The sequence below is a fragment of the Sphingobacterium sp. xlx-130 genome, from assembly GCF_011007405.1.
GTDB classification, from domain to species: Bacteria; Bacteroidota; Bacteroidia; order Sphingobacteriales; family Sphingobacteriaceae; genus Sphingobacterium; species Sphingobacterium luzhongxinii.
In genome coordinates, this window is sequence record NZ_WFKN01000001.1 from 250,655 (window position 1) to 274,995 (window position 24,341).

The following is a 24,341-nucleotide window of genomic DNA, read 5'->3' on the forward strand; positions in this document are numbered from 1 at the left end:
ATTATGGAGGTTCTTTGATTTTGTTTTGTAACTGTTTTAATCTCATAACTTACCTAGTTTATTCACGGTAAGTCTCGTTAAGAAAGTAAAAACGTGGGTTACTATCTAGCTTTATTCCTTGGGTCTCACGCCATCAAACTCAGCATCAAACGATAGTACCCACGCCTTTAACTATAGCGAATATAGAAAATAAAGGCATATGGGTGCAACCTATCGTCCTCGGGTTTGATTGTATTGTGAGACTAAGGAACCGAGACTTATAATTTGCACTAAATACATAAATAATTGCATAGCAATTAACTATGATAAGCAAATATAAAAATAAATTTTACAATAAAAGTAAATTAATGATAATTATTAGCGTAAAATAAACTCGGTATTTGTTAGATGACTAATCAAACAAACACCTATAGTCAACAGATGGCTATTCGATTAAAACAAATTATGAATCATTTAGATCTTACTGTAGCGGGTTTTGCGGCTTTTATTAATAGAGATGCTTCTCATATTTACGGAATACTAAATGTTTCTAGGGATTTCAGTGATGCGTTAGCAGAACATATTGGCAAACTAACGGGAATTAAAGGAGCTACTATTAAGAACATCAATACAGAAATTCCAGCTAGTATTTCTAAATGCGAAAGTATAGTTGAATTTAGAAAAAACAATAAAGCCAACCCCGAATACTTTCTAAATACAAAAACAGATCGCAGTATAAATGCATTTGTTTCAGATGTTCTTGTCGAATCAAAGTTCTTAGAAATACCACGGTACTTATCTGAAATAGAAGAGTTCGTTGCATCGAAGTATGATAAAAGCTTCGTTAAAGACAAACTGTCAAAAGCTCTTAGATATGCCGTATCAAAACAAACTTTAAAGAGTGAAAAGAAACCTATTAAACTTAGGAATGGTGATTTCGGAAAAAGAATGGTCGATGTTTATTGGAAAAACCCTCACAAGTGAGTAGCCAAAGCCGATCCAGCATTTGCTTTGAAGGTAAACAAGGATAATATGAAGGATGCGTATAGTAAAAACACGTCTCAATTAGCTTCGTAATCAACTAAAAACCATTAACAGATATGTCAATAATATTTCAATTCATCGGATCGCTTTTGCTTGTCCTAAATCAAGTATTTAGAAGTAAAAAATCACTAATTCTAGAACAAAAATCTATTATGCCACAATCTGCGAATTTAACACCGACTCAAGCAAAAAGTATAATTTGGAATCATACTGTTAATACATTAGGTTTCATCTATTTATTAGTCGGTTATATAATCCAACTTTTTAATGTGGATGAGAGGATTAATTTGATATTGCATTTAAACGTATTATGGATTAAAACTTCAATGGTTTTCTTTATTTTAACCATATCATTTTGCATAGTAAAAATTTTATCACGATTACTTTACAAAAAAGTATTGAAAATAGACCAAAAAGGGTTTCCTGGTGTTGTAAATATATATGTAACTAACAACTTAGATGACAATTAATACAAATAGAATGTTTGAAAACAAAACTTCTAGAGTAAATTCATAGCATATAAATATATTTAAGATGTCTATCATACTACAAGCAATAGGTTCTTTAATTTTAGTCTTAAATCAGGTATTTAGATCACGTAAATCTTTAATTCTAGAATACAAAAAAACACTTCCGTTATCTAACGATTTAGGTGTCAGCCAGGCAATACAAATATTAAAAAGACAAGTCATGAATATTCTTGGATTTTTATATATTGTAATTGGTTATTTAATTCAGCTTTTTAATTTTGATAAAATTATTAACGATTTTTTGTGCTTAGATAAAATATATCCAAAGATATTGACTGTTTCTACGTCACTTATTGTACCTTTTATAACAAGTATTGTATTAGCTAAGATTTTCTATAAGAGCATCATATCCACTGACAAGAAAGGGTTTAAAGGAGTAATGACAATGACTTACAACCCAAATGCTCCTAGTGGAAAGTTAGAAGACAAAATTGATAATAATTATGTTTATGATGAAAGTGAAAATAAAAAATAAGAAAAAAACTTATCTTTCTGCAAACAAGATGTAATCTGACGCACTCCTACTCTCTTCACAAATGAAATCCAGAGATAGAGTTGCCAGGAAATTTTTAGATTTTACAATTATGAAAAGAAAAATAACTTTTCTTCTGTTATTGATCGTAAGTACAGTCTATAGCTATGCTCAGAAAGACGATCTAAATGGGTATTTCGAAGTGATGATACCAATGATTTCGAGACTGTAACGTAAAATGTGTCAGAGGAATAATTCAATAAGATTATTTATATTCAATTATTCAAACGACATGGTCATGAAAGAAAAGCCCCCATTCGACATGTACGCTTTGTCCAAACTGTTTTCGATTCCATACCATGCTTCGATACATTGCCTACGAAGTATCCAATTAGAATTTATGATAATTAGTAAAATGAAATAAACTTTCTGAATTGTAGAAAGTCACAGATTTATTTGGAAACATCAAGTTATAGCGTGAGGTTTCATCAATGATTTCTTTTTCATTTTTTGAGCCAACGTAAATTGATATTATGATGTTATCAATTTTTGATGAATTCAGCGCATCTACAAGGTGTTTGTCAGACTCTTGAAATGAAAGACCATAGACAACCAAACTATCTTTTTCCCTTTTCAAATCTTCATAGCAAGAACGTAAGTAATAATTGTTTTTAATGGCATTGAACTTATCTTCCGATTTTCCTTCTGCTACGAAAAGTGGGAAATTGTTATTTTGAATTTCCCGCTTTAAAAGAGTGATATACTCGTCGCTGTCAGAACCTCTCACAAATTTATAGGTATAGTTCTGATGAAAAATGAATAAGCTTCCGTGCAGATATTTTATAACTCTACTTTCATCAGAAAAAAAATCCAACCCAAGTTTTCCTTTTGTAATCTCGTCGCAAAAATTATCTTTATATCTGTTTCTACTAACATAACCACGGTCTAACAACTCATTATATGCTAAGATTATTTTGTAGATAAAAATATCATAATTTGTCGTATATATATTGTTGAATCTCTCGAAATCAATAGATAGCGATCTAAATATGGAAGGTGATATATCTTTGTAACTAGGATGCGTTTCTGCAATAACTTTAATTAATCCCTCTTTGAGTTCGGTAATTATCGGTTCTAAAACTGTAGAATCAATATTATAAATACTATTAATTTTTTTTGTTACCTCCAACGCTTCCAAGATATATTCAAAATTTGTAGTTTCAAACTTCTCGAACACACTTTTTAATTCGTTGCTGATATTTTTTGAGAACTTTTGGTAAAGTGAAGTGTAACTCAGTCGTGAACACAAGCTAATTGAAAAACCGTTGCCAATTAAAATATTACATAAATCAAATGAATCAGAATAATATGCCCAATCTACAATACCATTCCTATTTAACATATCTTTATTCATAATAAAAAGATTTAAAGTTTATAAAAGAATTTTATGTAAATACCACTTTGAGTTAATCTAGTTCGGAACCCAACAACGGATGCCAATTCCCGTCCGGCGCGAGCTTTAAGCTCGTGTCTCCATAATTCCAATAATTCAGAAATGGCCCCGTTACGATAATAATTAAGCCTCCGAATTCGGACAACCTAATAGGCCAAAACCAATTATTGTCAAATTACAGCTTAATTAAGTACATGGATAGATCATCCATAAACCTAAACTTTTTGTGCCTTAGAAATAACTTCAACGCCTTCATTAAAGTGAACGTCTACAAATAATCTTTCTAATTTTTCTATCCTTTTTTTTTCTGGATATCTAAGCAGAAAAGCATCAACTTCTGAACGAGTTATCGTCCCAACACCTCTATACACCCAACGATAGTATTCCTCCGAACTTAAGCACACTAGACTAGTGTTCATTTTCAACCATCTATGTGTATTGTCATATTCATTTTTTATTATTTCGTTTATCTCATCATAGAATCTGTAAAATACAGATGCCTTTTCATTATTGTATAGCTTTTTCATTTTTAAAGATAGAGTCCTTAGATTTTGGATATCATCATCGTATTTCGCTACCATTCTATCATAGGGAATAGATAAAAACAAAGCCTTAACAGCGATAGGGTAATCTTTTGCGATAGAATCTTGCTCTTTAAAGGATAAGAACTCGTCTTTAAAGCTACCAATATCTAAAATTCTTTTACAGAGTTTTAAGGATTCAAAAGATTTTGTTATAGCTTCAGCCTCGTACTCAAGCTTCTTTTCATTTTTCCAGGAAGTTAACGCTAAGAAAGCTATCGCTACCATAGTAATTGCGCATATTGCTTGAATCCAGTCCGCGACGTTTCCCCATACCTCAGTGTTAAATGGCGACAAAAAAAGAATAACTATCAATACACTAACGATAACAATCACTGAATTGAAGTAATATTTTTTTATTATTTTCATTATTTAACAAATAACGACTATGATTAGTAAGTCTCTACTTTTTCCTACTGGATTTTCTCGGTGTACTATAAGTCGTTGCTGGACTTTTCGTTGCTGTATTTTTCATAACATACCTCCCCGTCTCTGCACTTCTATATTGCTTTGAATTGCTAGATTTTAAAGGTTTGGTTTGTGCTGAACCAGTTAATGATATGCAGACAGCTAAAATTAAGGTTAATAAATACTTCATAATATAAGATTACTTTACATGTGACAAGGTAGAAAAATATGTCTGTTAAAAAAAATTCACTGTCAGATAGTCTCTGAAAAGAAAACCGTGACTTGGTTCAGGATATTTATTTTAACCAATCTCTTAAAGGTATTATATGATGTCGTCTACTATTGATAAATGGGATTTTCTATAATATCCTTTAAAGTATTTTTATTCCTTTGCTTTAAATAATTGCTTTCAGTAAATTTATGAAGTGTTACCAAACAATATTATTCCAAAGAACTTAACTATGGCCTTACCCCTCGATGAAGCTCGAAATTTAATTAGTAGCTCTGTTTTCGTGGCTAAATTAAATGAGCTTACCTGTACAATTTCCTATCCGTACCTGAACACGCAGTTTGAGCTAAAAGGGCTGTCTAATATATATAAATATTTTTATAGCCAATTTGTTGGATGGGATAAGTTAAAAAATACAATCCCAAGCAACCTCCTTAACAATAGCCATAATTATTTCAGGAACACGTTAACTTCCTTACAACAATTTATAAATCAAGATATTCAGAACCAGAACCACTCAGAAAAATCTATTATTTCTCTATTTAACAGCAATGTACTAAACACTATAACTAACATTAGAAATACTACTCCCTTTCCATTCGACACTCCGGAAGTAGACTTTCTAATAGCTCTCAATTCTAAAAACTCAAGCCTAGTTGATCCTGCCTATTATTACTTAGCAGGCATCAATCAATCCATAAATTCGACACAAACTATCGATGGATTATTCATGGCGTATGAATTTCGAAATCAGGACAACTCACATATATTCAATAGGCGTTTAAAAGAAAAAGTATCATTTGATAGATTGCGCTCCAGATTTGAAGAACTTTCAAATGACTATGAGAATGAGTTAACGACTCATATTTCTAAATTGAAACAAGATTTTGAAACCCATACAGATCAGCTTATTGAATTTAAAACTACAAAAGAAAAGTCGGTTACAGATTGGTTCATTAATGAAAAAGGAGCCGTTGAGCAGTTCAGAAAAAAGTCACAAGATGATATAGATAACATTCAATCTAGCTATCGCAGTAAAGTCGAATTAGATGAACCTATTAAATACTGGTCTAAACGTGCTACAGAATTGAGAACAAAAGGAAATAATTTGTTGTATGGCATTATTGGTATTTCTTTGCTGTTTGCAGCTGCAGTATACTTATTACTATGGCACACGCCAGCAGATTTGATGACGTCCATTTTTGATGGAGATAAAGGCGCTGCAATACGCTGGTCCTTAGTCTTCGTAATATTTGTTTCCATATTTTTTATTGTGGCCAGAGCACTTCTGAAATTTATGTTCAGCAACTACCACCTAGCTCGGGATGCAGAAGAAAGGGAAAAACTCACCTATCTATACCTATCGATGATAGAGAAAGGTGCAATTGATAAAGAAGAACGCAAGATTATCTTACAATCTTTATTCAGCAGGTCTGATACCGGATTACTAAAAGAGGACTCATCCCCAACTATGCCTAATATTTCTAGCTTGATTACTAAGCCTTAATTCATTTTTTTGTGAAGATATTACTAATTAGCGAAGATAGCTTGCTACCTCCGGCCTATTTTAAAATGTTCGAGGGAGATTATATAGAATCGAAAAAGGATGTTATTGTAAAATACACCGTAGATAGTGCAAAAGACTTTCTTACAGACACAATTATAGAAAGACAGAAGCATTTAGACTTTATTATTATAGATTATAGTACTATTGAATTCGAAAAAGAGATAAATGAGCTAACTGAATGGCTTCGAAAGACAAAAGCAGTTTATTCGATAAAGAATTTCAAATTAAAAGCTATCCCCCTCTTTTTAATGAACAATAATCTATTAATAAGCGAAGATTTTTTTACGCTATTTCCATCTCGGTCGGATACGCTGAAGTATCACAATGGAATTATAATAAAACCCGATGATTTTAGTCGAATCGGTATTAGTAACAATAAATTGGCTAGTGGGCTAGATAAATGGTTAGATGACTTGAAATCTGATCTAGATGACCTCGATATTGATAGTGAAGGAAAACATCCATTAGATTTAAAGATATTTGAAACACGATCCTATAAATTACGTGTCTTGTCGGACCAATTCCAACACAACAGTAAAAGATTAGATTATATCTGGGTAGGAAACAGCACCAATATCGTTGAAGCTACGGGAGATGATATACTTAAAATGCTTAGGCAATACGAAAGAAACCCATCACTTAGAAATGAAAAGGAAATTCATGATTTATTGAACTCAAATAATCACCTCCTTAAAGGTGAAGATTATTATAAATCGCTTTATGAAAAGCATTTCTATTATACCCATAGTAAAAAATATGTAGAGAGTGATTTCATAAACTTCAAACATGAATACAGTCTAGCTAAAAACGAAATATTTGAAGTAAAGCTCCCTAATGAAAGATTTGTCGCTAAGACTAAAATTCCTAGAATATTAAAACAGGCCCAACGTTATTTTAATCAAGTAGGTAAGAAATATAACAACTACTTTTCTTATGATATAAACATGAATGAGATAGCTAAACGTTTAAAAGATGAAGGAATAGATACGTCCTCATTAGATTTCAACCTGAGTTTATTAATGGGTCGAGAAGAATACAGACAAGAAAACCAAGAGCTAATCAACCAAGCTCTAATATATGGTCAAAAACAAGTAAAACTAATAACATACGATAATCTTATCGACCGCCATCAATATCTTCACCAGAGAGTAACTCGTTTTGGACTTAATTAGATAGTTATTAAAATAATTGATTATACGAAAGGATAATAATTTAATATGTATACCACAAAATCGATAAAAATAGTACTTCTTATATTATTCATAGTAATTATGTATGTACTAGCTTTTGCTTTTGTAGAAAAGAAAGCAGAAGAACAACAATTTAAAACTTTTGAAGTAATTACGGGCTTAAGTGGAATCGTGCTATCATTAATTGGTTCTATTTATGTGTATAATGCTTATAAAGCTCAACAGGAACAGATAAAAATTCAAAAAGAAGAAATCGAAAATAATAAAAAAGAAGTTGAATTCAATAGAGTAATAGATATCATCTACAGACAATTAGATATTTCGAACCAGCGCTTAAAAAAGGATAAGACTGTAACAAATTTTCTTCATGATATTTCTAAAGCAAAAAACACGACATCTCCTACGTTTATAATTAACAATCATCAACAATGCAGTTATGTTATGTACGCACTTTTAAGGGAAATAGAACCATTTAAAATTCTCTTATATAAAAACACTCATTTTTCAACGTTTGAAATTAATAATTTCACATCTATTATCAACGTAAATCTACTTGGAGACTATAAAATTGTAGATTATTCTTTGAAGCTTTTCTTTAAAGAATCTGACGAAAAAATAGAAACTCTAGTTGAAGAATTCACGCATCAGTTTCCTCTCAATTCACCATTTGTACGTCCTCATGAGGATATCATATCAACTATAGGTAGAATCAAGAATATGTATAACGAATTCAGCAAATTTTCTATGATACATAAGACTGATAAGGACATTGTTGATTATAATAACAAAAATCTAAGTTATGCTTAGATCTGGAAATAGAGAGATGATTGATCAAATAACATGTAATGAAGGAATTAGATATTTGTTCGAAGACAAAAATCAATTCCTTATCAAACAAGAAATATCCTCTGCCGGTGCCTCAATGTTTAAGGTGCCCCTAATCCTGCTTTCTAAGCCAGATTATACAATCACAGCCTCACTACAATAATATCTTTGATATCGGTTGCATATTCCGCACCATACTACACCACCATTCCGCTGCAAAGTACACCAGTGATTCCGCTGCAAAGTACACCAGTGATTCCGCTGCAAAACACACCACTTTGGTGTAAATTTTCAGCAGCCTAATTATAAGTTGACGGTCTTTTAAACTGTTTTAGAAAGACTGCCATTCCGACACAAAGTGCACCAATAATTCCGCAGCAAACTACACCACTGGATATTTAAGAAAAAAAGACTGCTAAGTTGGGCCTGTATTAGACCTAACGATATGGCAAACAGACCTCTAAATATGCAGAAGATAAGACAGATATTGCTGTTTTTGGAACGCGGCTTTTCCCAGCGTTCCATCGAAAGGGAGACCGGTATCAATAGACGTACCATTGCGAGTTATTTACAACGCTTTGCAGATAGCGGACTAAGTATTGCGGAACTTCTCCTGTTTGCTGATGCCGAGCTGGCGGCTTACCTTAATGCGGGCAAAACGGAATCAATAGAAAAAGATCCCCGTCGGATACATCTCGAATCACAGTTTTCCTATCTGCTTTCTGAACTCCGGCGGGTAGGTGTTACGCGTCAGCTTTTATGGCAGGAATATATCAATGAATATCCCGGTGGCTTTGGTTATTCGAGATTCTGCGAGCTTCTTCAGGAACATATCCGCAAACAGGGAGCCACCATGCGTTTTGAACATGATCCGGGCAGGCTGCTGCAAGTAGACTTTGCTGGTGATATGCTGCATTATGTGGATACAGACAGTGGTGAACTGATAGCTTGTCCCGTTCTGGTCGCCGTATTGCCTTTCAGTGGCTATAGTTATGTGGAAGCACTCATTAATGCATCTCTACCACAGGTATTGCGGGCGCTTAACAATGCCCTTGACTATTTTGGAGGTGTACCCTTATCGGCAAAATCGGATAATATGAAACAATGGGTCGTACGCAGCAACCGTTACGAACCAAAGTTCACCGATATGCTGGAGCAATGGTCCAATCACAACAACATAGCCCTTCTTGCCACACGTCCTGCAAAGCCACGGGATAAAGCATCAGTGGAAGGTGCTGTAAATATAACCTATCAACGGATATACGCACCACTTAGACATGAGGTGTTTACCAGTCTGAACGAACTTAACCTGGCTATACGACTACAGCTTGGGGCACACCATCAGAAAAACTTCCAGCGCAAGACTTTCAGCAGAACAGAGCTTTTTGAGAGTAGTGAAAAACCGATCTTAAATCCGTTGCCGGAAAGTTCTTTCATAATGAAACACTATACACGTGCAAAGGTGCAGCGTGATTATCATGTGGTACTTGGAGAGGATTGGCACTTCTACAGTGTACCTTCCAAACATATCGGAAGCACGGTAAATATCATTTATTGTACTGATACCGTTGAAATCTACATCGGAAGCACCCGTGTAGCCCTTCACAGGCGCAGCTATAAAAAACACGGTTATACGACCGACAGAAATCATGAACCACCACATCACCGCCATTTGCGTGACCGCCTGGCCTGGAACCCTGATGACTATCTTTCAAGGGCTGATAAATACGGCGTTGCCACCCGAGAATACTTTCAAAAGGTGATGGACAGCAAGCTGATCATAGACCAGTCCTATCAGGCCTGTCTGGGGTTACTCCGCTTGGCCTCGCTTTACCCTGACCGGATAGAAGCCGCCTGTCAAAGGGGACTGAAAGGTCACCGCTTTAATTATATGGCCATAAAAAATATCCTGGACAACAAAATGGATATGCTGGAAAAAGATGACCGGCCCACTGTCGGTTATACCATTCCGCTGCACCGGAACATCCGGGGTGCCGATGAATACAAATAAAAAAACAGACACATAAACCAAAAACAGAAATGAACACAGATCAAACTATCGAACAGCTCAGATCAATGCGCCTGACTGGCATGGCCCGCCGCTATGAAGCAGTCGCCGCCTTACCGGTACACGAAACCCAGGATGTCCATGAACTATTGGGATCTCTGGTACAGGCAGAACTCGAATACCGAGACCATACCAGAACCCAGAAATATCTCAAAGCCAGCCGGCTCAGGTATAACGCTCTTCCGGAAGAGATCATCTGCAATGCAGAAAGGGGGATCACACGAGAACAGGTACTTCGACTTTCAGACGGCTCTTTTATACATCGAGGAGAAAATGTTCTTATCACAGGAGCAACAGGATCGGGCAAGAGCTTCCTGGCATGCGCGCTGGGACGATCTGCCTGTCTGCTGGGCTTTAGAACTTTATATTTCAGTATGAACCGCTTTATGGATACTGTTGTACAGACCAGGCTTGATGGAACCTACCTGAAATGGATAAAGGGTATTGCAAACCAAAAACTGTTGATACTGGATGACTTCGGGTTAAAATCTATAGACGCCGACACTAGGCTCGCACTGCTTGATATACTGGAAGACAGATATGGAAACAGTTCCGTTGTGATAACTTCTCAGTTACCTATTGAAGCATGGTACAACTTTATTGATGAGCCAACACTTGCGGACGCGATAATGGACAGATTGACAGCTTCCGCACACAGACTCCCGCTACAGGGTAAGTCTTTGAGAAAGAAAAAAAATAATTAAGTTTGAAAAGTTAATACAATCCAGTTGTAAAATAGCTCGGGTTATTGGTCACTAAATCTGGTGTACTTTCGTCCGGAATCCGTGGTGTACTTTTGTCGGAATATTCATGTGGGATATCTGGAGGCCATATACATTAATTTTGAAATAACTATTTGATCGTCCTTTTTGTGGTCATAGTAGTACATACTACGACTCATACAGACAATCTTGCATGCCCTATGAATACTGATTCCTTGCTCATCTATAACCCCGTTCACCAGCTCTTTACGTTCACAAAGCTTTAGAGCTTTTTTTTAATGATATCTTTTAAGATACGGTGATCAAGACTTAAGTCTGCAAACATACGCTTTAGACGGGCGTTTTCTTCTTGCAGAGCTTTCAGCTCTTTAAGGTGCTGAGCATCCATACCTCCGTACTTTTGCTTCCATTTATAGAAGGTAGCTGCTGAGATCCCGTGCTCTCTGCAGATATCCTTTGTAGACTTACCTGACTCATATTCTTTGAGAATATTGACGATCTGATGTTCTGAAAACTTGCTCTTTTTCATATTATATAACAAACTAATTTAACATTTTTAATTTGTCTGAAAAACAGGTAAGTCTACCAAACGGGGAAGGCTTCAGTGTCTTTGTGCTAAAGTTTAGCCATGATTCGATAAAAATTGCCAGCCTAGGAAATACCCCTACTTGGTTGCATTGGGGAAATAGCCTTATGCCATTTCTCGGGGAGAAAAACTAATAATAAAACTAGCTATAACCACTTCTGCCTCTAAATTAATTTTTTCCATCATCTGAACTGTTGTTGCAACATCAATTCCTGGGTCGTGTAACAATCGATAATTATGGACTAACTTATTTCTAAAATCATAGAATATATTTGCCAGTTGCAAACTTTCATGTTCTTCTATTTCAGAATACTCTAAATCTCCAACATGAAAAAAGAAATCTAGCAATGATTGTTTCAAAGCTGACTTCTGATGATCACTTAATTTAGTATAGGTGTTAAACAAAAGTTGAATTCTCTTCCTCTCAGTGCTTTGCTCTGAAAGAACATCTTTCACTTTCTTTCCCGTCATATTCGATAGATTTTCACAGACCTTGGTTTGAACTTCAAAAATTATAATTTTATCGATTAAAACTTCAACGACTTGATAGAGAATAATAAATCTGGTAATAACTTCATTTTTACGCTGTAATAAAGAATTAAAAAGATAATAGAGAAAATACTCTCCAACTAAATGTATGTTGGAAGCCGCTATTTTAAGAATCGAATGACTATCAATTGGCGTGTTCTGTTTAACTTTCTGATAATTAGTTTCTATCAGGTTAGAATTATTAAGATATTCTATTGGATTTATATTTGAAAAAAAAGTGAATCCAGAAAGAAAAAGACTTGGTAAATGGTGTTCGATAGAAAAGTTTGAAATTCCTGCAGTTAACTGGTCACAAACTACTAGTATTACGGTATCATCTTCAAAAAAATCTCCAATCTTCGGAGGCGTGGCAGAAATAGTTGGAATCTTAGTTTGTAATGATTCTGCTTGACCGAAAATATACTCTATTCCATAACGAGCAAAACAATATGTATGGTCAGATAATTCCACAGTTTGATCTTCAAACAACGCATCTAATCGAAAAAAATATCCAATTCTACTTTTTATTGGAATATCATTGCCAACCCTAAGTTCAACGACATCACCTTGTAAGAAATATGGATTCTTAAACAGGTATACTTTTACCGAATAGCCCTTATAAAACCTCTTTTCATCATGTTGAAGTACGAAATCTAAAGTATATCCAGAGTAGGTTGTACTAGACAACTGATATTGCATTCTACCGTTACTTACTGAGCTTTGCAGGGAGAATAAATGCTCCTCTTTAGTCGTTGATTCTTGAAGTTTTAGCATTTCTTACTTATAATCTTTCTCTATTCTCGTCCGATTATATGCGTATTCTGAAGCTTTATTAAAATTAAGAAATACTTCTCCATCTCTATCAAAAAGTCCTTTAAAAAAGCTTCTGAAATAAAACCGTTGATCATTCCCTATTTTTTTTGATTTCTCTTTTATTAAATCAAGATGTTTTAGCATTTGATATATTGCATACTGCCAGTCTGCACCGTCTACTTTAATTGACTGAAAAGATCTATTAATTTCGCCTAAACGACAGCCTTCCCTCTCCTTTATAGAGCCTAGTGCTGCACCAAAACCGGTTAAAACTTGAGATTTTTTAAATATATCCAAAACGGTCTTTCCAAAAGGATTAGCATTAAGTTTTAACGCATCATCAACTTGAGTTGCATCAAAAGTCCAATAATTAAGATTTCCCTGCATAACTTGCAAAAAATCTCTAAAAGTTAAAACAAACTCTTTAAACAAATCCTTTTTTCCCTCTTCATTATTAAGGACCTCTAGACTTTTAATATTATCCAAAATCTCTGTTTTCTCAATCAAAGATTCATCTCTTTCCAAATAAGAGTTAAATCCATCTAATACAGTCTTAAAATTAAACTCGTCTAATGTATCGCTTACTCTTGTTTCTTCTTTATCTGTAGTCAGCTTTATGCCATCAATACCAATTCGGGAGTAGTCAAAATATAAGATCTCCATAAGGTGTCGGGTAGACATTGTCGTTTGGCCGGTGTTAAGAGTAATCATTCGATAGAGTAAACCAACACGACTAAGACCAAGATATACTTCCGCCCGAAACTTATGTTTATACAAAACATCCAATTTCTTGAGATTTTCTTCCTTCACTTTGGAATCGGAGATTGATTTTGACAATTCCTCTTCCAATTCCATCATTACATAGGTTCGTTGCAAACCATCGATTATCAAGATTTCTAGATTTTCAACAGATTTATCAATGATGGATTGACATACATTTATATCTTGACTTGCATTCAGCTCAGTTACTAAACTATTTGTAGTAGCTAAAACAATTGGTGGAATTAGACATCCTCTCAGTAGGTCTTCTTTAAGAATCTCCTTGATTTTAGATTTTATTACCTTTTTTCTTTGAAATTCATTATTATCTATGATTGATTTTGCAAATTCAAGATATTCCCCTATAGATATCTCCATTGACGCATTGAAAGCATCAATTCTTTCGTCTCGTAAAATCGATTTTACTACCATTTTTTCTCTTCTATAAAAAAGTGCATTCCAATGAATGTACTTTTGTTAATTATCAATAGCCAGTATTTCGTCAACAAACGTGGCTAAACTAGCATTTCTCTCTGTAAACTTAAATCTTTTGACTTCTTTGGGTTTCGAAAAAGGCTTACTCAATTTAAGATAGTTATTATAATCCGAGGTCGTATTTATTCCATCTTTTCCTAATATAAAACCCAGCTTCTTTTTGGGGTCGGATGACTGGGATGAATCTTTACCTCCATCATATATGGTCAATAGCCAAGCATCGATCTCTTCTACAGCTACAGCATGTAGGGTACTATCTATAACGTCTTGATCTTCTAACCAACCATCTATGAGCTCCACAACTAATGCTCTCAAATTCTCTGCATAGTCGTCATTTTTTGTCGGAATGGAACTAACACCATATTGACTGGCCTCGGCAGTATCCAGATGAATAACAATAAAATCTTGACCATCCATTGAAAGAAACTGATTGATAATCTTCTTTTCAATACATTCATTCTTTACTGATGTCCATCCTCCGAACTCTTCAACTCCCTTTACCCTAGCCCGATCTGTCTCATCGATTTTATTAATGGGTAATAATGCGCGAATGTTAGATTCGTCTATACCTAATGTGCCTTTCAAGATATTGGCAATAACAGCACGATCTGCTGGGCCTTCAGAAATAACGCCAATAATAGTATTATCATTCATAATTTGATTCTAAAAATTGGTCGGAACAGCTCCTAGTGCACCATTCATCCACATTTCGGAAAGCTTAAGTCCTTTATCACTCAAATCAGACTTGAATTTAATCCTCCGAGTACGGGTATTGCCTTCAGATGTACGATAAACTTCAAATAACCGCTGATCTTCATCAGTCACATTAAGCCCGTCTAAAATAGCGGGATTATGTGTAGTGATTAATACTTGTTTACCTCTCTCCTTTGCCAATACCACTAATATTTTAATCAACTTCTGACAAAGCCTTGGATTCAGAGCTGTTTCAATATTATCGATAGCAAAGAAATTCGGCGTCTTGTTACTAATAAATAATGCTAAGTAAAACAACACATGCAATATACCTTCGTTAGAATTTTCGGCAGACAATGTATTGTTCTGCTTTTGCATAAAACGATCTACAAAGTACAATACAGAAGTACTCCTTCCTAGCTTTAAACCTTCAAGCTTAAGGCGGTCATTTCTGTCTGTCTTAATATCATCTAACCAAGAGAACAATTCTAAGCTTTTCATTAGCTGTTCCCTTTCATAAGTATTGAATGTAGAAATCAATAAATCTAATCCCTCGCCATTAATACCCAACGGAGTTTTTCGACTATCTACTGGAATTATCCCTCTAAGGGATCTGGTATTTAAATCAAAAATAGCATAATCAGCTAGTATATTATTAAAGGTATTTTGAAAGTGCTGCTTTTGCTTATTAACTCTTGATATGCTATTCGCTATTAAACGAAACATGTCGATATTATCTTCAAATTCCTCCGTATCAATATCTATATCTTTACCTAGTTCTTGAATAATTTTCTCCAAATGCTCTTCTACTAATCGATCTTTCCAATCTGGATAAAACTCTTCGATATTGGATGGGTATAAACTATTTTTCAGTTCGACAATATTCGAATCAACGCGTCCGTCGATAGCTAGATCTATATGTAATGCCTGCTTTTTTTCTACAAAGGAATTGACCATCAAATCTGGTCGTGCTATCCGCACGCCTTTACTATAAAGACCATCAAAGTTTAAATCATTAGTAATACTAGCGGAAGATAGTGCGATAGCTTCGAGCACATTAGATTTACCACAACCATTTTCTCCGATGAAAACATTAACACGGCCCAGTTCTATCTCACTGTCGATAATTGATTTAAAGTTTTTTATAGTAACTTTCGTAACTTGAAAATCTGTTGTCTTATTGCTAGGATATTGGTTAAGCTTAAAATTATTAATGGCTTGCTCCCACTCAGGAGTTCCATACTGGCCCACAGTTTCTAGTACAAGATCGGTAATTGCATAGTGGGTATTTGCACTATTGGGTCTAAGATTGGGATTATCTGGGTTCAACAAAATTATATTTTGTTCTAAAAATGGATGTATAGCATATTTACGAAACGATTCTCGAGATCCAGTCGCATACTCCTCGTCATAATAATCATTGGCAAAAGCCATTATATCATTATTGACAGTCATGCTTTGCTTGCTAGCATCTCGCCAAATCGACTCGGGCTTGATATTACAAAGCGCAAGAAAAGTTAGTTTAGCCACTTTCCTTTTACAAACAGACTCTGGCAGACCTAAATCTTTTAAAATGATTTCGCATTCTTCTAAACGAGATTCAATACTCATTACTAATTAATTATATTTGGTTACTTTAAAAGTCTTGTTAACAATTTTGTCCAGTTTGTCCTGATCTAAATCAACCACTTTCCTGACTGATTCTCCTAATTTAAGGATAATATCCATATCGGGCAATGGTAAATCTCTCAATTCGGTAGCGCTGACATTAATATTACCATTAAATGTACGAAAATAAACATCAAATAGGGTACTATTAAGTAAAGCAGCGACTCCCCATACGCAAGTCGCGGTTAAGTGCGATTCTTTACCATAAATATAGTTGACGTGGTTTTCCAAGCCAATGTTTTTATATTTAAAATCTTTTTTGAAAAGTGGTGCTGCTACCAATCTACTTGCATCGTCTTTTGAACTGAATCGTCTTATGATAACCATATTTTGATTCTGGACAAAAAGAGACTTTGCACTATCGCCCTGAACTATATATTGGGGTCTTTCATCATTAATCTCCAATATCGGCCATTTCAAACCCATCTTGTTAATATTATTTAACCATATCAGAGGTACTGTATTATCAGCTGGCTTCTTAACCACATGCCCATTGGCCCTGAAAGAAACAACGGGTCCAGTAGATATTTTAATACCGGATTTGCTGAATGAATTTGTCCATCTCTTGAATATGGCGATAGCATTCTCATCCTGTTCCGACATTGGTATGTGAAAAATCTTCTGATCGGACGAAAGATTGACCAATTCAGATATGTGATATTTCTTGACTGAACAGGAAATTATATCATCTATTCCAGAGGATTGATAAATAGCAATGTCATCCATACCTCCAAATAGATCAGCCTGGTGTCTAAATTCTAAAGGAAGCCTTTTAGCGGATACAATAATATTTTCCTGTAATACTTTGTCTCTCTTAAATACTTTTTTTCTGGAATGAAACAAGTGCAAGCTTTCAATAGTTAATTCGTTAAATACAAAATCTCTAAATGTTTTAAAGTATCCACCGGATGTAAAACTTCTTGGTGATATGAAGATAATCGTGCCTCTGTCGGTCAGCAACTTTGTCATTAAGAAAACAAAAATGCTGTAGATATTTTGTTGTCCGTGCAAAATGGATTTGGTTAATTTCCGTAGTGGATCATCCTTGGGTATCTTGAAATATGGTGGATTGGATATGGCTATATCGTAGGTGTCTGTAGGCACATCTCCTAGTAATACAGAGGTATTAAGCAGAACAAAATCATTGGCACAGACGTGATAATTGAATTGGACACCTCGATGCTGCATCCACTCTTGTAAATATGCTAAAGATTTCTTTGCTAGTTCTATCAAGGGCAAATCTGTCTCAAATACATCTAGATGTATCTCCCGGATGTGGCCGGAATTGACAATATGCTCACACAGGGCGCAGGATAGAATACCAAGTCCGCAGCCTGGATCGAGGATACGGATAGAGGTCTTGTCTGCCGGTACTCTATAAAATGTCGCCATATAGGTGGCAACTTCTCTGGGGGTAAAATACTGTCCTAATTTCTTCTTGTGCTCCTTTTCGACAGTATTTGAATACCGTTCTCCCAGATCATCTGCATATGCTGAAGGTAATAAGCTGTAGTTTTTTTTAACCGCCATAGCTAGCAAAAATAGCATTTTTTTGGTTGCTATCTCAATCGTTTTTCAAGCTGCAGAGTTACAGTGAATTATGGTGTTTACTCTGTTAGTCTTCGTATAAAATGACATTTTGAGGTGTGATTAGTTCGCTACTATGGCAGTCTTTATGATATTGTATAACGCCTTTATAACCAATTATGTTAAACACAAGGGTATAATATAAATTGATACATAAGAAAGTCTCGTCAAGAAACTTTATCCAACCATCGTCCATTATATTATCTGCATGAGCCGTGCTGTTACGGATTTTCACCCAGGGCTTGATTAGTTCTGTATTGATGATCTCCTCTTTGCTTAGCTGACTTAAGATGTTCCTTATGTTTATTCCGCCTTTGGTAGGGATGGAATTTTTTAATCTATTGATAACTTCTGGAAAGGGGCCGCTCTCTGATTTGCTGAGTACTTCGATAGCTTGTAGAACTTGAGCACGGTAGGTTTCGTCAGGAACGTATCGATCGGAGTAAAATAGTTTACAGAGATTCTCTATCTGGATACTGACGACTAACCCTAAAGCGAACATATAGCCTCGACTAGCAGAGACTATCCTTTTGTGAATATCTGTTAATATTACTCCTTCAGGCGTGCCTATGAAGTCGTAGTATAATCGAAATAAACTATTGTGATTCGTAGTAAATTCTGCTCCTCTATTATGACTCATGGGCAAAGGCGATTCAAATGTAGAGTTGGCCAACAGCATATTCCTACGTCCATAAAAATAATGGCTCCGCATCCCCAGACTTACCAGTACGGGCTCGGTTTCCTTTCCTGTTAAAAAATCAAATGCGGCCACTACCCTTTCCAGTATATCGTTATCTACTGTGTCAGCAGATTTTCCGACAAGAAGAGCCTCTGTATAGTTGTTAAATTTACTGAACAATACGGAAAGGCCTTCATTTAATGGTATTTCCCATATCTTCTTATAATCAGTATACCATAACTCTCCATCATAGCTAGTCTCAATATTTGATATCTTATCCATAGGGAACTGATATTCCCCAGCAAATATTATCTTTGAGTTGAAGCTCATAGAATGTTTTGCGTGTATTTTACCGCTTAACTCGAGTTCGCTAACATTAAGTATAGGGCTGTCTGTAGAGAGGTAGTTGCACGAATATTTCTTGCCATTGTAATCTTTCCCTTCCATGCTATAAATAGGATATGTCCTAGGCTCAGCAAATAACTTTCTCATAGTTTGGCTCTGGCTCAAATATTCGTCGTTGAAGAATTTCAGGTAGAATTGGCCATCCGCTTTCATATACAGAACGCCCTTGCCCTGATATTGGTCATCAGGATTTTCATTGTTGACTAAGGTAATAGCAATGAGATCCACCTCTAAAGAAAAATCTATCAAACTAGCTACTAGTTCTCTTTCATGGTCGTTACTTGAGTGCATAATTGTATGGTTGATAAGATAGCATATAATATCCTGCCGTTAAAAAGCAATTAATTCTATACTAAATACTCCTCAAGTTTTTAAAGTTAAAATCACTAAGAATACCTGAATAATCTTTGCTAATTACCCCCTCTACTCCTTTTGATACCAAATAATCATTGATGAGATCTAAAACTTTAAAAATACTGCATCGAAATATCTCTTTGCTTTCAGTTCCTTCATAAAGTGCGCCGGTAACCCGGTAGTCTTTTAACAATTTATGAAGACTTAACTCCATATTATTAGGGTCTTCTACATCTAAAGAACACAATGCCTCCCAATCATTTGCCCCCCCAACCTTCCTGCTATTTAATTTTTGCAATCTGGATGTAATATGATCAGTGGTCATCCCTACCTTGACAAACTGCTTGGATTTAGAACCAAAAACATAAATTTTACCTACAGCATATTGTCTCTTTACAAATGCAATACGGGTTACATCACATACAATGCAATGCCCTGATCTTGATCTTATAGTGTGCCCCCCCTGTTTACATTTAGTGCTATTGTAGGCAAAATATTTATTATTGGTCTTCATTTGCGCTTTGATATCATTTATCGTAACACCTTTCGCATCTATAACATATTTTTTATCAATCTTATGCTTGTTTAAAAAATCGGCTGTAAATTTATCCATATTGATTCACTTAAAATATCACACCTAATTAATACAAACCATCTAATTAATATCTAGAATTAAAAATTTTTCCTTCAATTGCTCTTAAAATCATTTTGATTTAAACCTGATATTTTTTCTTAGTTATAGGATAATCTAAACGGAGGCTTCACTACCTATCCAAATAACGCAGAGTAATATTTCTAAATTCCTCCTTGTAATCGTTTCGCAAATTCCATTTGAAACTTACATAGTGAGCAAAAAAAGGGATATATCATTGCTGCTCACTTAAAAATATCAATTCCTTAACTCCTGTTTTCTTAAAAAGGCCCTCTGAATCAATAAATACGACTCTTTCATTACAGAATTCTGCAATTTCTACTAAAGTATTTTTAGCAATTTCTAATATCACATTCCCTTCATTAAATTTTACTTCAATGTCTAGCTGTGTATAAAACTCATCATCTCTATGAGCATAAAATTTATCTCTCAAATGCTTAATTCTTTCAAAAAGCCCCTGATTACTTTCTAACTGATCTTTGAATTTGTTATTTATTATTTCTAATTTCTCACGATTATAGTTAACAAGTTTAAATCCTTGTTCTTTGTGTAAAAGTTTGTTGATTAATTTCTGTATACTTTGCGAGCTATTTTTATCAAAAAGCTTACATACCTCGATCACAAACATCCTCCAATTTGTAAATACGATTTGATGAACAAAATTAGATCTTTTTTCCAAGTATAATATTTTCTCATACCTTCCGCCATTACGTTCAAATAATTCATCAAAATAACCTGCAGTCGCGATTTGCCAAGCTGTATGTAGGCAAATTCTCGCATAGTCAATAGATTTTTGATTGTATATAAGTGTAGAATTCAAATCTATAGCCATGATTACATTTATGAAGTCAACTCCTTAGCCAATAACTCCGCCTGCTTCAACACCGTTTCAGTAGCCAAAAGCTGCATATCAGGCGGGTAGCCATATTTTCTTAAAAGGCGCTTTACCGCCACTTTCAATTTAGCACGTACGCTTTCTTTGATAGTCCAATCTATAGACGTGTTCTTTTTAATTGTTTCCGTCAAAGCTACTGCCAACTCCCTCAACTTGTCCTGTTCTATCAACTCCTTTGCACTGTCATTGCTAGCCACTGCCGTATAAAATGCATACTCGTAATCGCTCAAGCCCATTTTCTTGGGCTCATTATCCATCTCCACAATGTCCTTACTTAGCTTGATCAATTCATCGATTACCTCAGCTGCAGTCAGAATTTTATTATGATAGCGATTGATGGATAACTCCAACATCTCTAAAAGTTTTTTACTCTGGACTAGGTTGGTTTTCGTTCGGGCTTTGATCTCGTCGTTCAATAATTTCTTCAAGACCTCTAATGCAACATTTTTGTGCTGCAGATCTTTGAGTTCCATTAAGAACTCATCGGATAAAATAGAGATGTCTGGCTTCTTAATCCCAGCGGCATCAAATACATCGATGACCTGATCCGAAATAAGTGCCTGATCGATGACCTGCCGAATGGTCGTCTCCAATTCCTCATCTGTCCTACCTGTTCCTGTAGAATCAAACTTGGCCAATCGGGCTTTGACGGCTTGGAAAAAGGCCACTTCATCTTTGACATCCATAGCTTGGTCGTGCGGTATGGCGATGGCGAATGCTTGCGATAAAGCTGTCACTTCATCGATATAGCGTTTCTTACCATCCTCCAATCCCAAAATATGATCCTCGGCACCCAGGATCAAAGATAGTTTGGTAGAGGTGTCTGCGTCGAAATAGTCTTCATAAGGAAAGCCGTGGTACATGGCAGATAGTACTTCGATTTTCTCGAGCATCAATGACACCGCTTGCTCCTGAGCAACAGCTGGATCACCTTTACCGCCGGCATCGGAATAAAAGGACAGTGCTTTCTTTAAGTCTGCGGCAATACCTAAATAGTCGACAATAAGGCCTCCTGGCTTATCCTTATAGACACGGTTTACGCGAGCAATAGCTTGCATCAGATTGTGTCCTTTCATCGGCTTATCGATATACAAGGTATGCATACTTGGTGCGTCAAATCCTGTCAACCACATATCACGCACAATAACCAACTCCAATTCATCATTCGGATCTTTCATACGTTCGGCCAACATCCGACGTTGGTCTTTGGTCGTATGAAACTTGGCCATCGCAGGTCCGTCCGAGGATGCAGAAGTCATAATCACTTTGATCTTCCCTTTCTTCAGATCGTCCGAATGCCATTCGGGTTTTATAGCCACAATAGCTTGATACAGCTCTGCAGCAATGCGTCTACTCATGGAGACAATCATTCCTTTTCCTTGAGAAACTTCCTGACGCTGGGTAAAGTGTGTCACGATATCTGAAGCAATATTTTGCAAACGGTTTTTACCGCCTATCAGGGCTTCTAGCTGTGTCCATTTGCTTTTGGCTTTTTGGGTGGTAGTCAGTTCTTCCTGATCCAGCTCGTCGTCCAATTCTTCTACTAGCTCACGGCCTTCTTCACTCAAATTGACTCTAGCCAATCTGCTTTCATAAAATATACGTACCGTCGCTCCGTCTTCTACGGCTTGGGCTATGTCATAGATGTCGACATAATTACCAAATACTGCTGGTGTATTGACATCAGTGCTTTCGATAGGTGTACCTGTAAATCCAAGATAGGTTGCCTTAGGTAAAGCATCGCGCATGTATTTGGCAAAACCGTAGACAATCTTTTTACCGATGACATTTCCTTCTTCATCTTTATCATCTACCGTCTTGGCGCTAAATCCATACTGCGTACGGTGCGCTTCATCTGCTATGACGATTATATTTTCGCGTTCGGAAAGTGTCTCATATATATTGCCTTCTTCGGGCTGGAATTTCTGTATTGTCGTGAAGATGACGCCTCCTGAATTGACTTTTAAAAGTTCTTTTAACTGCTTACGGTCGGTCGCCTGTATTGGGTCCTGGCGTAGCAATTGTTTTGATGCAGCAAAGGTGTCAAACAGCTGGTCGTCCAAGTCATTACGATCTGTAATCACAAGTACGGTCGGATTGTCTAAAGCCAGTACAATCTTACCAGTATAGAAGACCATGGACAAGGATTTTCCGGATCCTTGGGTATGCCATACCACACCGCCTTTACGGTCTCCTGCTGGCTGTTGTTTTACCCCGGGCAGTCCATAGCTCTCGGGAGCTTCTTTAGCGCCAGAATAATGTTGCTTGTTCGTAAAACCGGATGCTCGTTTTGTGGATTCAACAGCACGGTTTACGGCATAGTACTGATGATAGGCTGCTACTTTTTTAACGGTTTGTACCGAGACAATACCATCGGCGTCTTCTCTTTTTGATTCCTCAAAAACGATAAAATGACGAATCAAATCCAACATGGTAGTTGGATTCAACATACCCTTGATCAATGTCTCCAACTGACTGATGAGATGGGATGCTTCGATAGTTCCATCTACCGATTTCCAAGCCATAAAACGACTCAGTCCTGCGGATATCGTCCCTGCCTTGGCCTCTAATCCGTCTGATATAACCGAAAATGAATTGAAGGTAAACAATGAAGGTATCATTGCTTTATAAGTCTCTATCTGTCGAAAAGCCGCACCAACAGTAGTCTTTTCGTTGACAGCATTCTTCAGCTCAATCACTACTAATGGCAAGCCGTTGACGAAAAGAATGATATCGGGTCTTTTATTAACACCATTCTCGATAACGGTAAGCTGATTGACGACCAAAAACTCATTGTGCGATGGATTATCAAAATCCACTAAGAATACGCGATCGCCCCGCTCCTGCCCGTCTATACGTTTCGTTACTGGGATACCCTCCGTTAATAATCGGTGGAAGGCTTCGTTATTGGCCAATAGATCCGGCGATGCAATACGCATCACCTGTTTTATGGCATCCTGTTGGGTATCTGCCGGAATAGTGTTGTTTATCCGACGTACCGCTTTCTCTAAGCGTTCTCTCAGGATTACCTCCTCGAAAGTATGGCGCTCTGGCGATACACTGTCCGGTGCGATATCGACCCCGTTTATATATTCATATCCTTGACCCTGTAACAGGTCAAGCGCTAGCAATTCAATTTCGTTTTCGGTCATTTTATAT

19 protein-coding genes are annotated in these 24,341 nt (G+C 36.0%); 7 read left to right on the plus strand and 12 right to left on the minus strand.

The genetic code is table 11. The annotated features are described in order from the left end of the window. Positions 1 to 387: 387 nt before the first annotated feature. Entirely contained in the window at positions 388 to 963 is a 576-nt protein-coding gene (locus G7B18_RS01020; RefSeq protein ID WP_164121885.1) for a hypothetical protein, read from the plus strand. Between the two features lie 594 nt (positions 964 to 1,557). Next, the gene (locus G7B18_RS01025; RefSeq protein ID WP_164121886.1) at positions 1,558 to 2,028 is read left to right on the plus strand and encodes a hypothetical protein; all 471 of its coding nucleotides are present in this window, start codon (positions 1,558 to 1,560) and stop codon (positions 2,026 to 2,028) included. 388 nt (positions 2,029 to 2,416) lie between these two features. Here the strand turns inward: G7B18_RS01025 and G7B18_RS01030 are convergent, their stop codons facing one another. Further along, complete coding sequence (locus G7B18_RS01030) at positions 2,417 to 3,439, minus strand: DUF4917 family protein (protein WP_164121887.1); 1,023 nt, start codon at positions 3,437 to 3,439, stop codon at positions 2,417 to 2,419. A gap of 254 nt (positions 3,440 to 3,693) precedes the next feature. Then, entirely contained in the window at positions 3,694 to 4,428 is a 735-nt protein-coding gene (locus tag G7B18_RS01035; RefSeq protein WP_164121888.1) for a hypothetical protein, read from the minus strand. 500 nt (positions 4,429 to 4,928) lie between these two features. Here G7B18_RS01035 and G7B18_RS01040 point away from each other — a divergent pair, with 500 nt between their 5' ends. From G7B18_RS01040 to istB, 5 genes are all read left to right on the plus strand, one after another. Further along, complete coding sequence (locus G7B18_RS01040; RefSeq protein ID WP_164121889.1) at positions 4,929 to 6,203, plus strand: DUF6161 domain-containing protein; 1,275 nt, start codon at positions 4,929 to 4,931, stop codon at positions 6,201 to 6,203. An 11-nt stretch (positions 6,204 to 6,214) separates the two neighbouring features. Continuing rightward, positions 6,215 to 7,435, plus strand: coding sequence for a hypothetical protein (locus G7B18_RS01045; protein ID WP_164121890.1), 1,221 nt, complete (start codon positions 6,215 to 6,217; stop codon positions 7,433 to 7,435). A 99-nt stretch (positions 7,436 to 7,534) separates the two neighbouring features. Then, the gene (locus G7B18_RS01050) at positions 7,535 to 8,260 is read left to right on the plus strand and encodes a hypothetical protein (protein ID WP_164121891.1); all 726 of its coding nucleotides are present in this window, start codon (positions 7,535 to 7,537) and stop codon (positions 8,258 to 8,260) included. A 484-nt stretch (positions 8,261 to 8,744) separates the two neighbouring features. Further along, the gene (gene istA, locus G7B18_RS01055; RefSeq protein ID WP_205601685.1) at positions 8,745 to 10,289 is read left to right on the plus strand and encodes an IS21 family transposase; all 1,545 of its coding nucleotides are present in this window, start codon (positions 8,745 to 8,747) and stop codon (positions 10,287 to 10,289) included. A gap of 29 nt (positions 10,290 to 10,318) precedes the next feature. Next, a complete protein-coding gene (gene istB, locus G7B18_RS01060; protein ID WP_164111992.1) occupies positions 10,319 to 11,050 on the plus strand; it encodes an IS21-like element helper ATPase IstB in 732 nt (243 codons plus the stop codon). A gap of 280 nt (positions 11,051 to 11,330) precedes the next feature. Here the strand turns inward: istB and tnpA are convergent, their stop codons facing one another. The 10 genes from tnpA to G7B18_RS01110 all read right to left on the minus strand — a co-directional run bounded on the left by tnpA (position 11,331) and on the right by G7B18_RS01110 (position 24,334). Further along, positions 11,331 to 11,597, minus strand: a complete 267-nt coding sequence (gene tnpA, locus G7B18_RS01065; protein ID WP_164121892.1) for an IS66 family insertion sequence element accessory protein TnpA — start codon at positions 11,595 to 11,597, stop codon at positions 11,331 to 11,333. Positions 11,598 to 11,759: 162 nt separating this feature from the next. Then, positions 11,760 to 12,956 (minus strand): hypothetical protein, encoded by a 1,197-nt coding sequence (locus tag G7B18_RS01070; RefSeq protein ID WP_164121893.1) that lies wholly within the window; start codon positions 12,954 to 12,956, stop codon positions 11,760 to 11,762. 3 nt (positions 12,957 to 12,959) lie between these two features. After that, positions 12,960 to 14,186 carry a hypothetical protein gene (locus G7B18_RS01075; protein WP_164121894.1) on the minus strand — a complete coding sequence of 409 codons (1,227 nt, stop codon included), beginning with the start codon at positions 14,184 to 14,186 and terminating at the stop codon, positions 12,960 to 12,962. A gap of 45 nt (positions 14,187 to 14,231) precedes the next feature. Further along, positions 14,232 to 14,903, minus strand: a complete 672-nt coding sequence (locus tag G7B18_RS01080) for a hypothetical protein (RefSeq protein WP_164121895.1) — start codon at positions 14,901 to 14,903, stop codon at positions 14,232 to 14,234. A 9-nt stretch (positions 14,904 to 14,912) separates the two neighbouring features. Beyond that, positions 14,913 to 16,553 (minus strand): AAA family ATPase, encoded by a 1,641-nt coding sequence (locus G7B18_RS01085; RefSeq protein ID WP_164121896.1) that lies wholly within the window; start codon positions 16,551 to 16,553, stop codon positions 14,913 to 14,915. Positions 16,554 to 16,559: 6 nt separating this feature from the next. Continuing rightward, the gene (locus G7B18_RS01090) at positions 16,560 to 18,140 is read right to left on the minus strand and encodes an Eco57I restriction-modification methylase domain-containing protein (RefSeq protein WP_205601686.1); all 1,581 of its coding nucleotides are present in this window, start codon (positions 18,138 to 18,140) and stop codon (positions 16,560 to 16,562) included. An 85-nt stretch (positions 18,141 to 18,225) separates the two neighbouring features. Next, a complete protein-coding gene (locus G7B18_RS01095; RefSeq protein WP_164121898.1) occupies positions 18,226 to 19,572 on the minus strand; it encodes a hypothetical protein in 1,347 nt (448 codons plus the stop codon). A gap of 61 nt (positions 19,573 to 19,633) precedes the next feature. Then, entirely contained in the window at positions 19,634 to 20,248 is a 615-nt protein-coding gene (locus G7B18_RS01100) for a GIY-YIG nuclease family protein (protein WP_164121899.1), read from the minus strand. 253 nt (positions 20,249 to 20,501) lie between these two features. Next, positions 20,502 to 21,119 carry a hypothetical protein gene (locus G7B18_RS01105; protein ID WP_164121900.1) on the minus strand — a complete coding sequence of 206 codons (618 nt, stop codon included), beginning with the start codon at positions 21,117 to 21,119 and terminating at the stop codon, positions 20,502 to 20,504. An 8-nt stretch (positions 21,120 to 21,127) separates the two neighbouring features. Continuing rightward, the gene (locus G7B18_RS01110) at positions 21,128 to 24,334 is read right to left on the minus strand and encodes a type I restriction endonuclease subunit R (RefSeq protein ID WP_164121901.1); all 3,207 of its coding nucleotides are present in this window, start codon (positions 24,332 to 24,334) and stop codon (positions 21,128 to 21,130) included. Between the last annotated feature and the right edge of the window lie 7 nt (positions 24,335 to 24,341).

Excerpts from the sequence above, each read along its gene's own strand:
- G7B18_RS01095 (WP_164121898.1), bottom strand. The coding sequence starts at position 19,572 with ATGCACTCAAGTAACGACCATGAAAGAGAACTAGTAGCTAGTTTGATA.
- G7B18_RS01100 (WP_164121899.1), bottom strand. The coding sequence starts at position 20,248 with ATGGATAAATTTACAGCCGATTTTTTAAACAAGCATAAGATTGATAAA.
- tnpA (WP_164121892.1), bottom strand. The coding sequence starts at position 11,597 with ATGAAAAAGAGCAAGTTTTCAGAACATCAGATCGTCAATATTCTCAAA.
- G7B18_RS01110 (WP_164121901.1), bottom strand. The coding sequence starts at position 24,334 with ATGACCGAAAACGAAATTGAATTGCTAGCGCTTGACCTGTTACAGGGT.
- G7B18_RS01020 (WP_164121885.1), top strand. The coding sequence starts at position 388 with ATGACTAATCAAACAAACACCTATAGTCAACAGATGGCTATTCGATTA.
- istA (WP_205601685.1), top strand. The coding sequence starts at position 8,745 with ATGCAGAAGATAAGACAGATATTGCTGTTTTTGGAACGCGGCTTTTCC.
- G7B18_RS01030 (WP_164121887.1), bottom strand. The coding sequence starts at position 3,439 with ATGAATAAAGATATGTTAAATAGGAATGGTATTGTAGATTGGGCATAT.
- istB (WP_164111992.1), top strand. The coding sequence starts at position 10,319 with ATGAACACAGATCAAACTATCGAACAGCTCAGATCAATGCGCCTGACT.
- G7B18_RS01105 (WP_164121900.1), bottom strand. The coding sequence starts at position 21,119 with ATGGCTATAGATTTGAATTCTACACTTATATACAATCAAAAATCTATT.
- G7B18_RS01040 (WP_164121889.1), top strand. The coding sequence starts at position 4,929 with ATGGCCTTACCCCTCGATGAAGCTCGAAATTTAATTAGTAGCTCTGTT.
- G7B18_RS01035 (WP_164121888.1), bottom strand. The coding sequence starts at position 4,428 with ATGAAAATAATAAAAAAATATTACTTCAATTCAGTGATTGTTATCGTT.
- G7B18_RS01090 (WP_205601686.1), bottom strand. The coding sequence starts at position 18,140 with ATGGCGGTTAAAAAAAACTACAGCTTATTACCTTCAGCATATGCAGAT.
- G7B18_RS01050 (WP_164121891.1), top strand. The coding sequence starts at position 7,535 with ATGTATGTACTAGCTTTTGCTTTTGTAGAAAAGAAAGCAGAAGAACAA.
- G7B18_RS01025 (WP_164121886.1), top strand. The coding sequence starts at position 1,558 with ATGTCTATCATACTACAAGCAATAGGTTCTTTAATTTTAGTCTTAAAT.
- G7B18_RS01085 (WP_164121896.1), bottom strand. The coding sequence starts at position 16,553 with ATGAGTATTGAATCTCGTTTAGAAGAATGCGAAATCATTTTAAAAGAT.
- G7B18_RS01080 (WP_164121895.1), bottom strand. The coding sequence starts at position 14,903 with ATGAATGATAATACTATTATTGGCGTTATTTCTGAAGGCCCAGCAGAT.
- G7B18_RS01070 (WP_164121893.1), bottom strand. The coding sequence starts at position 12,956 with ATGCTAAAACTTCAAGAATCAACGACTAAAGAGGAGCATTTATTCTCC.
- G7B18_RS01075 (WP_164121894.1), bottom strand. The coding sequence starts at position 14,186 with ATGGTAGTAAAATCGATTTTACGAGACGAAAGAATTGATGCTTTCAAT.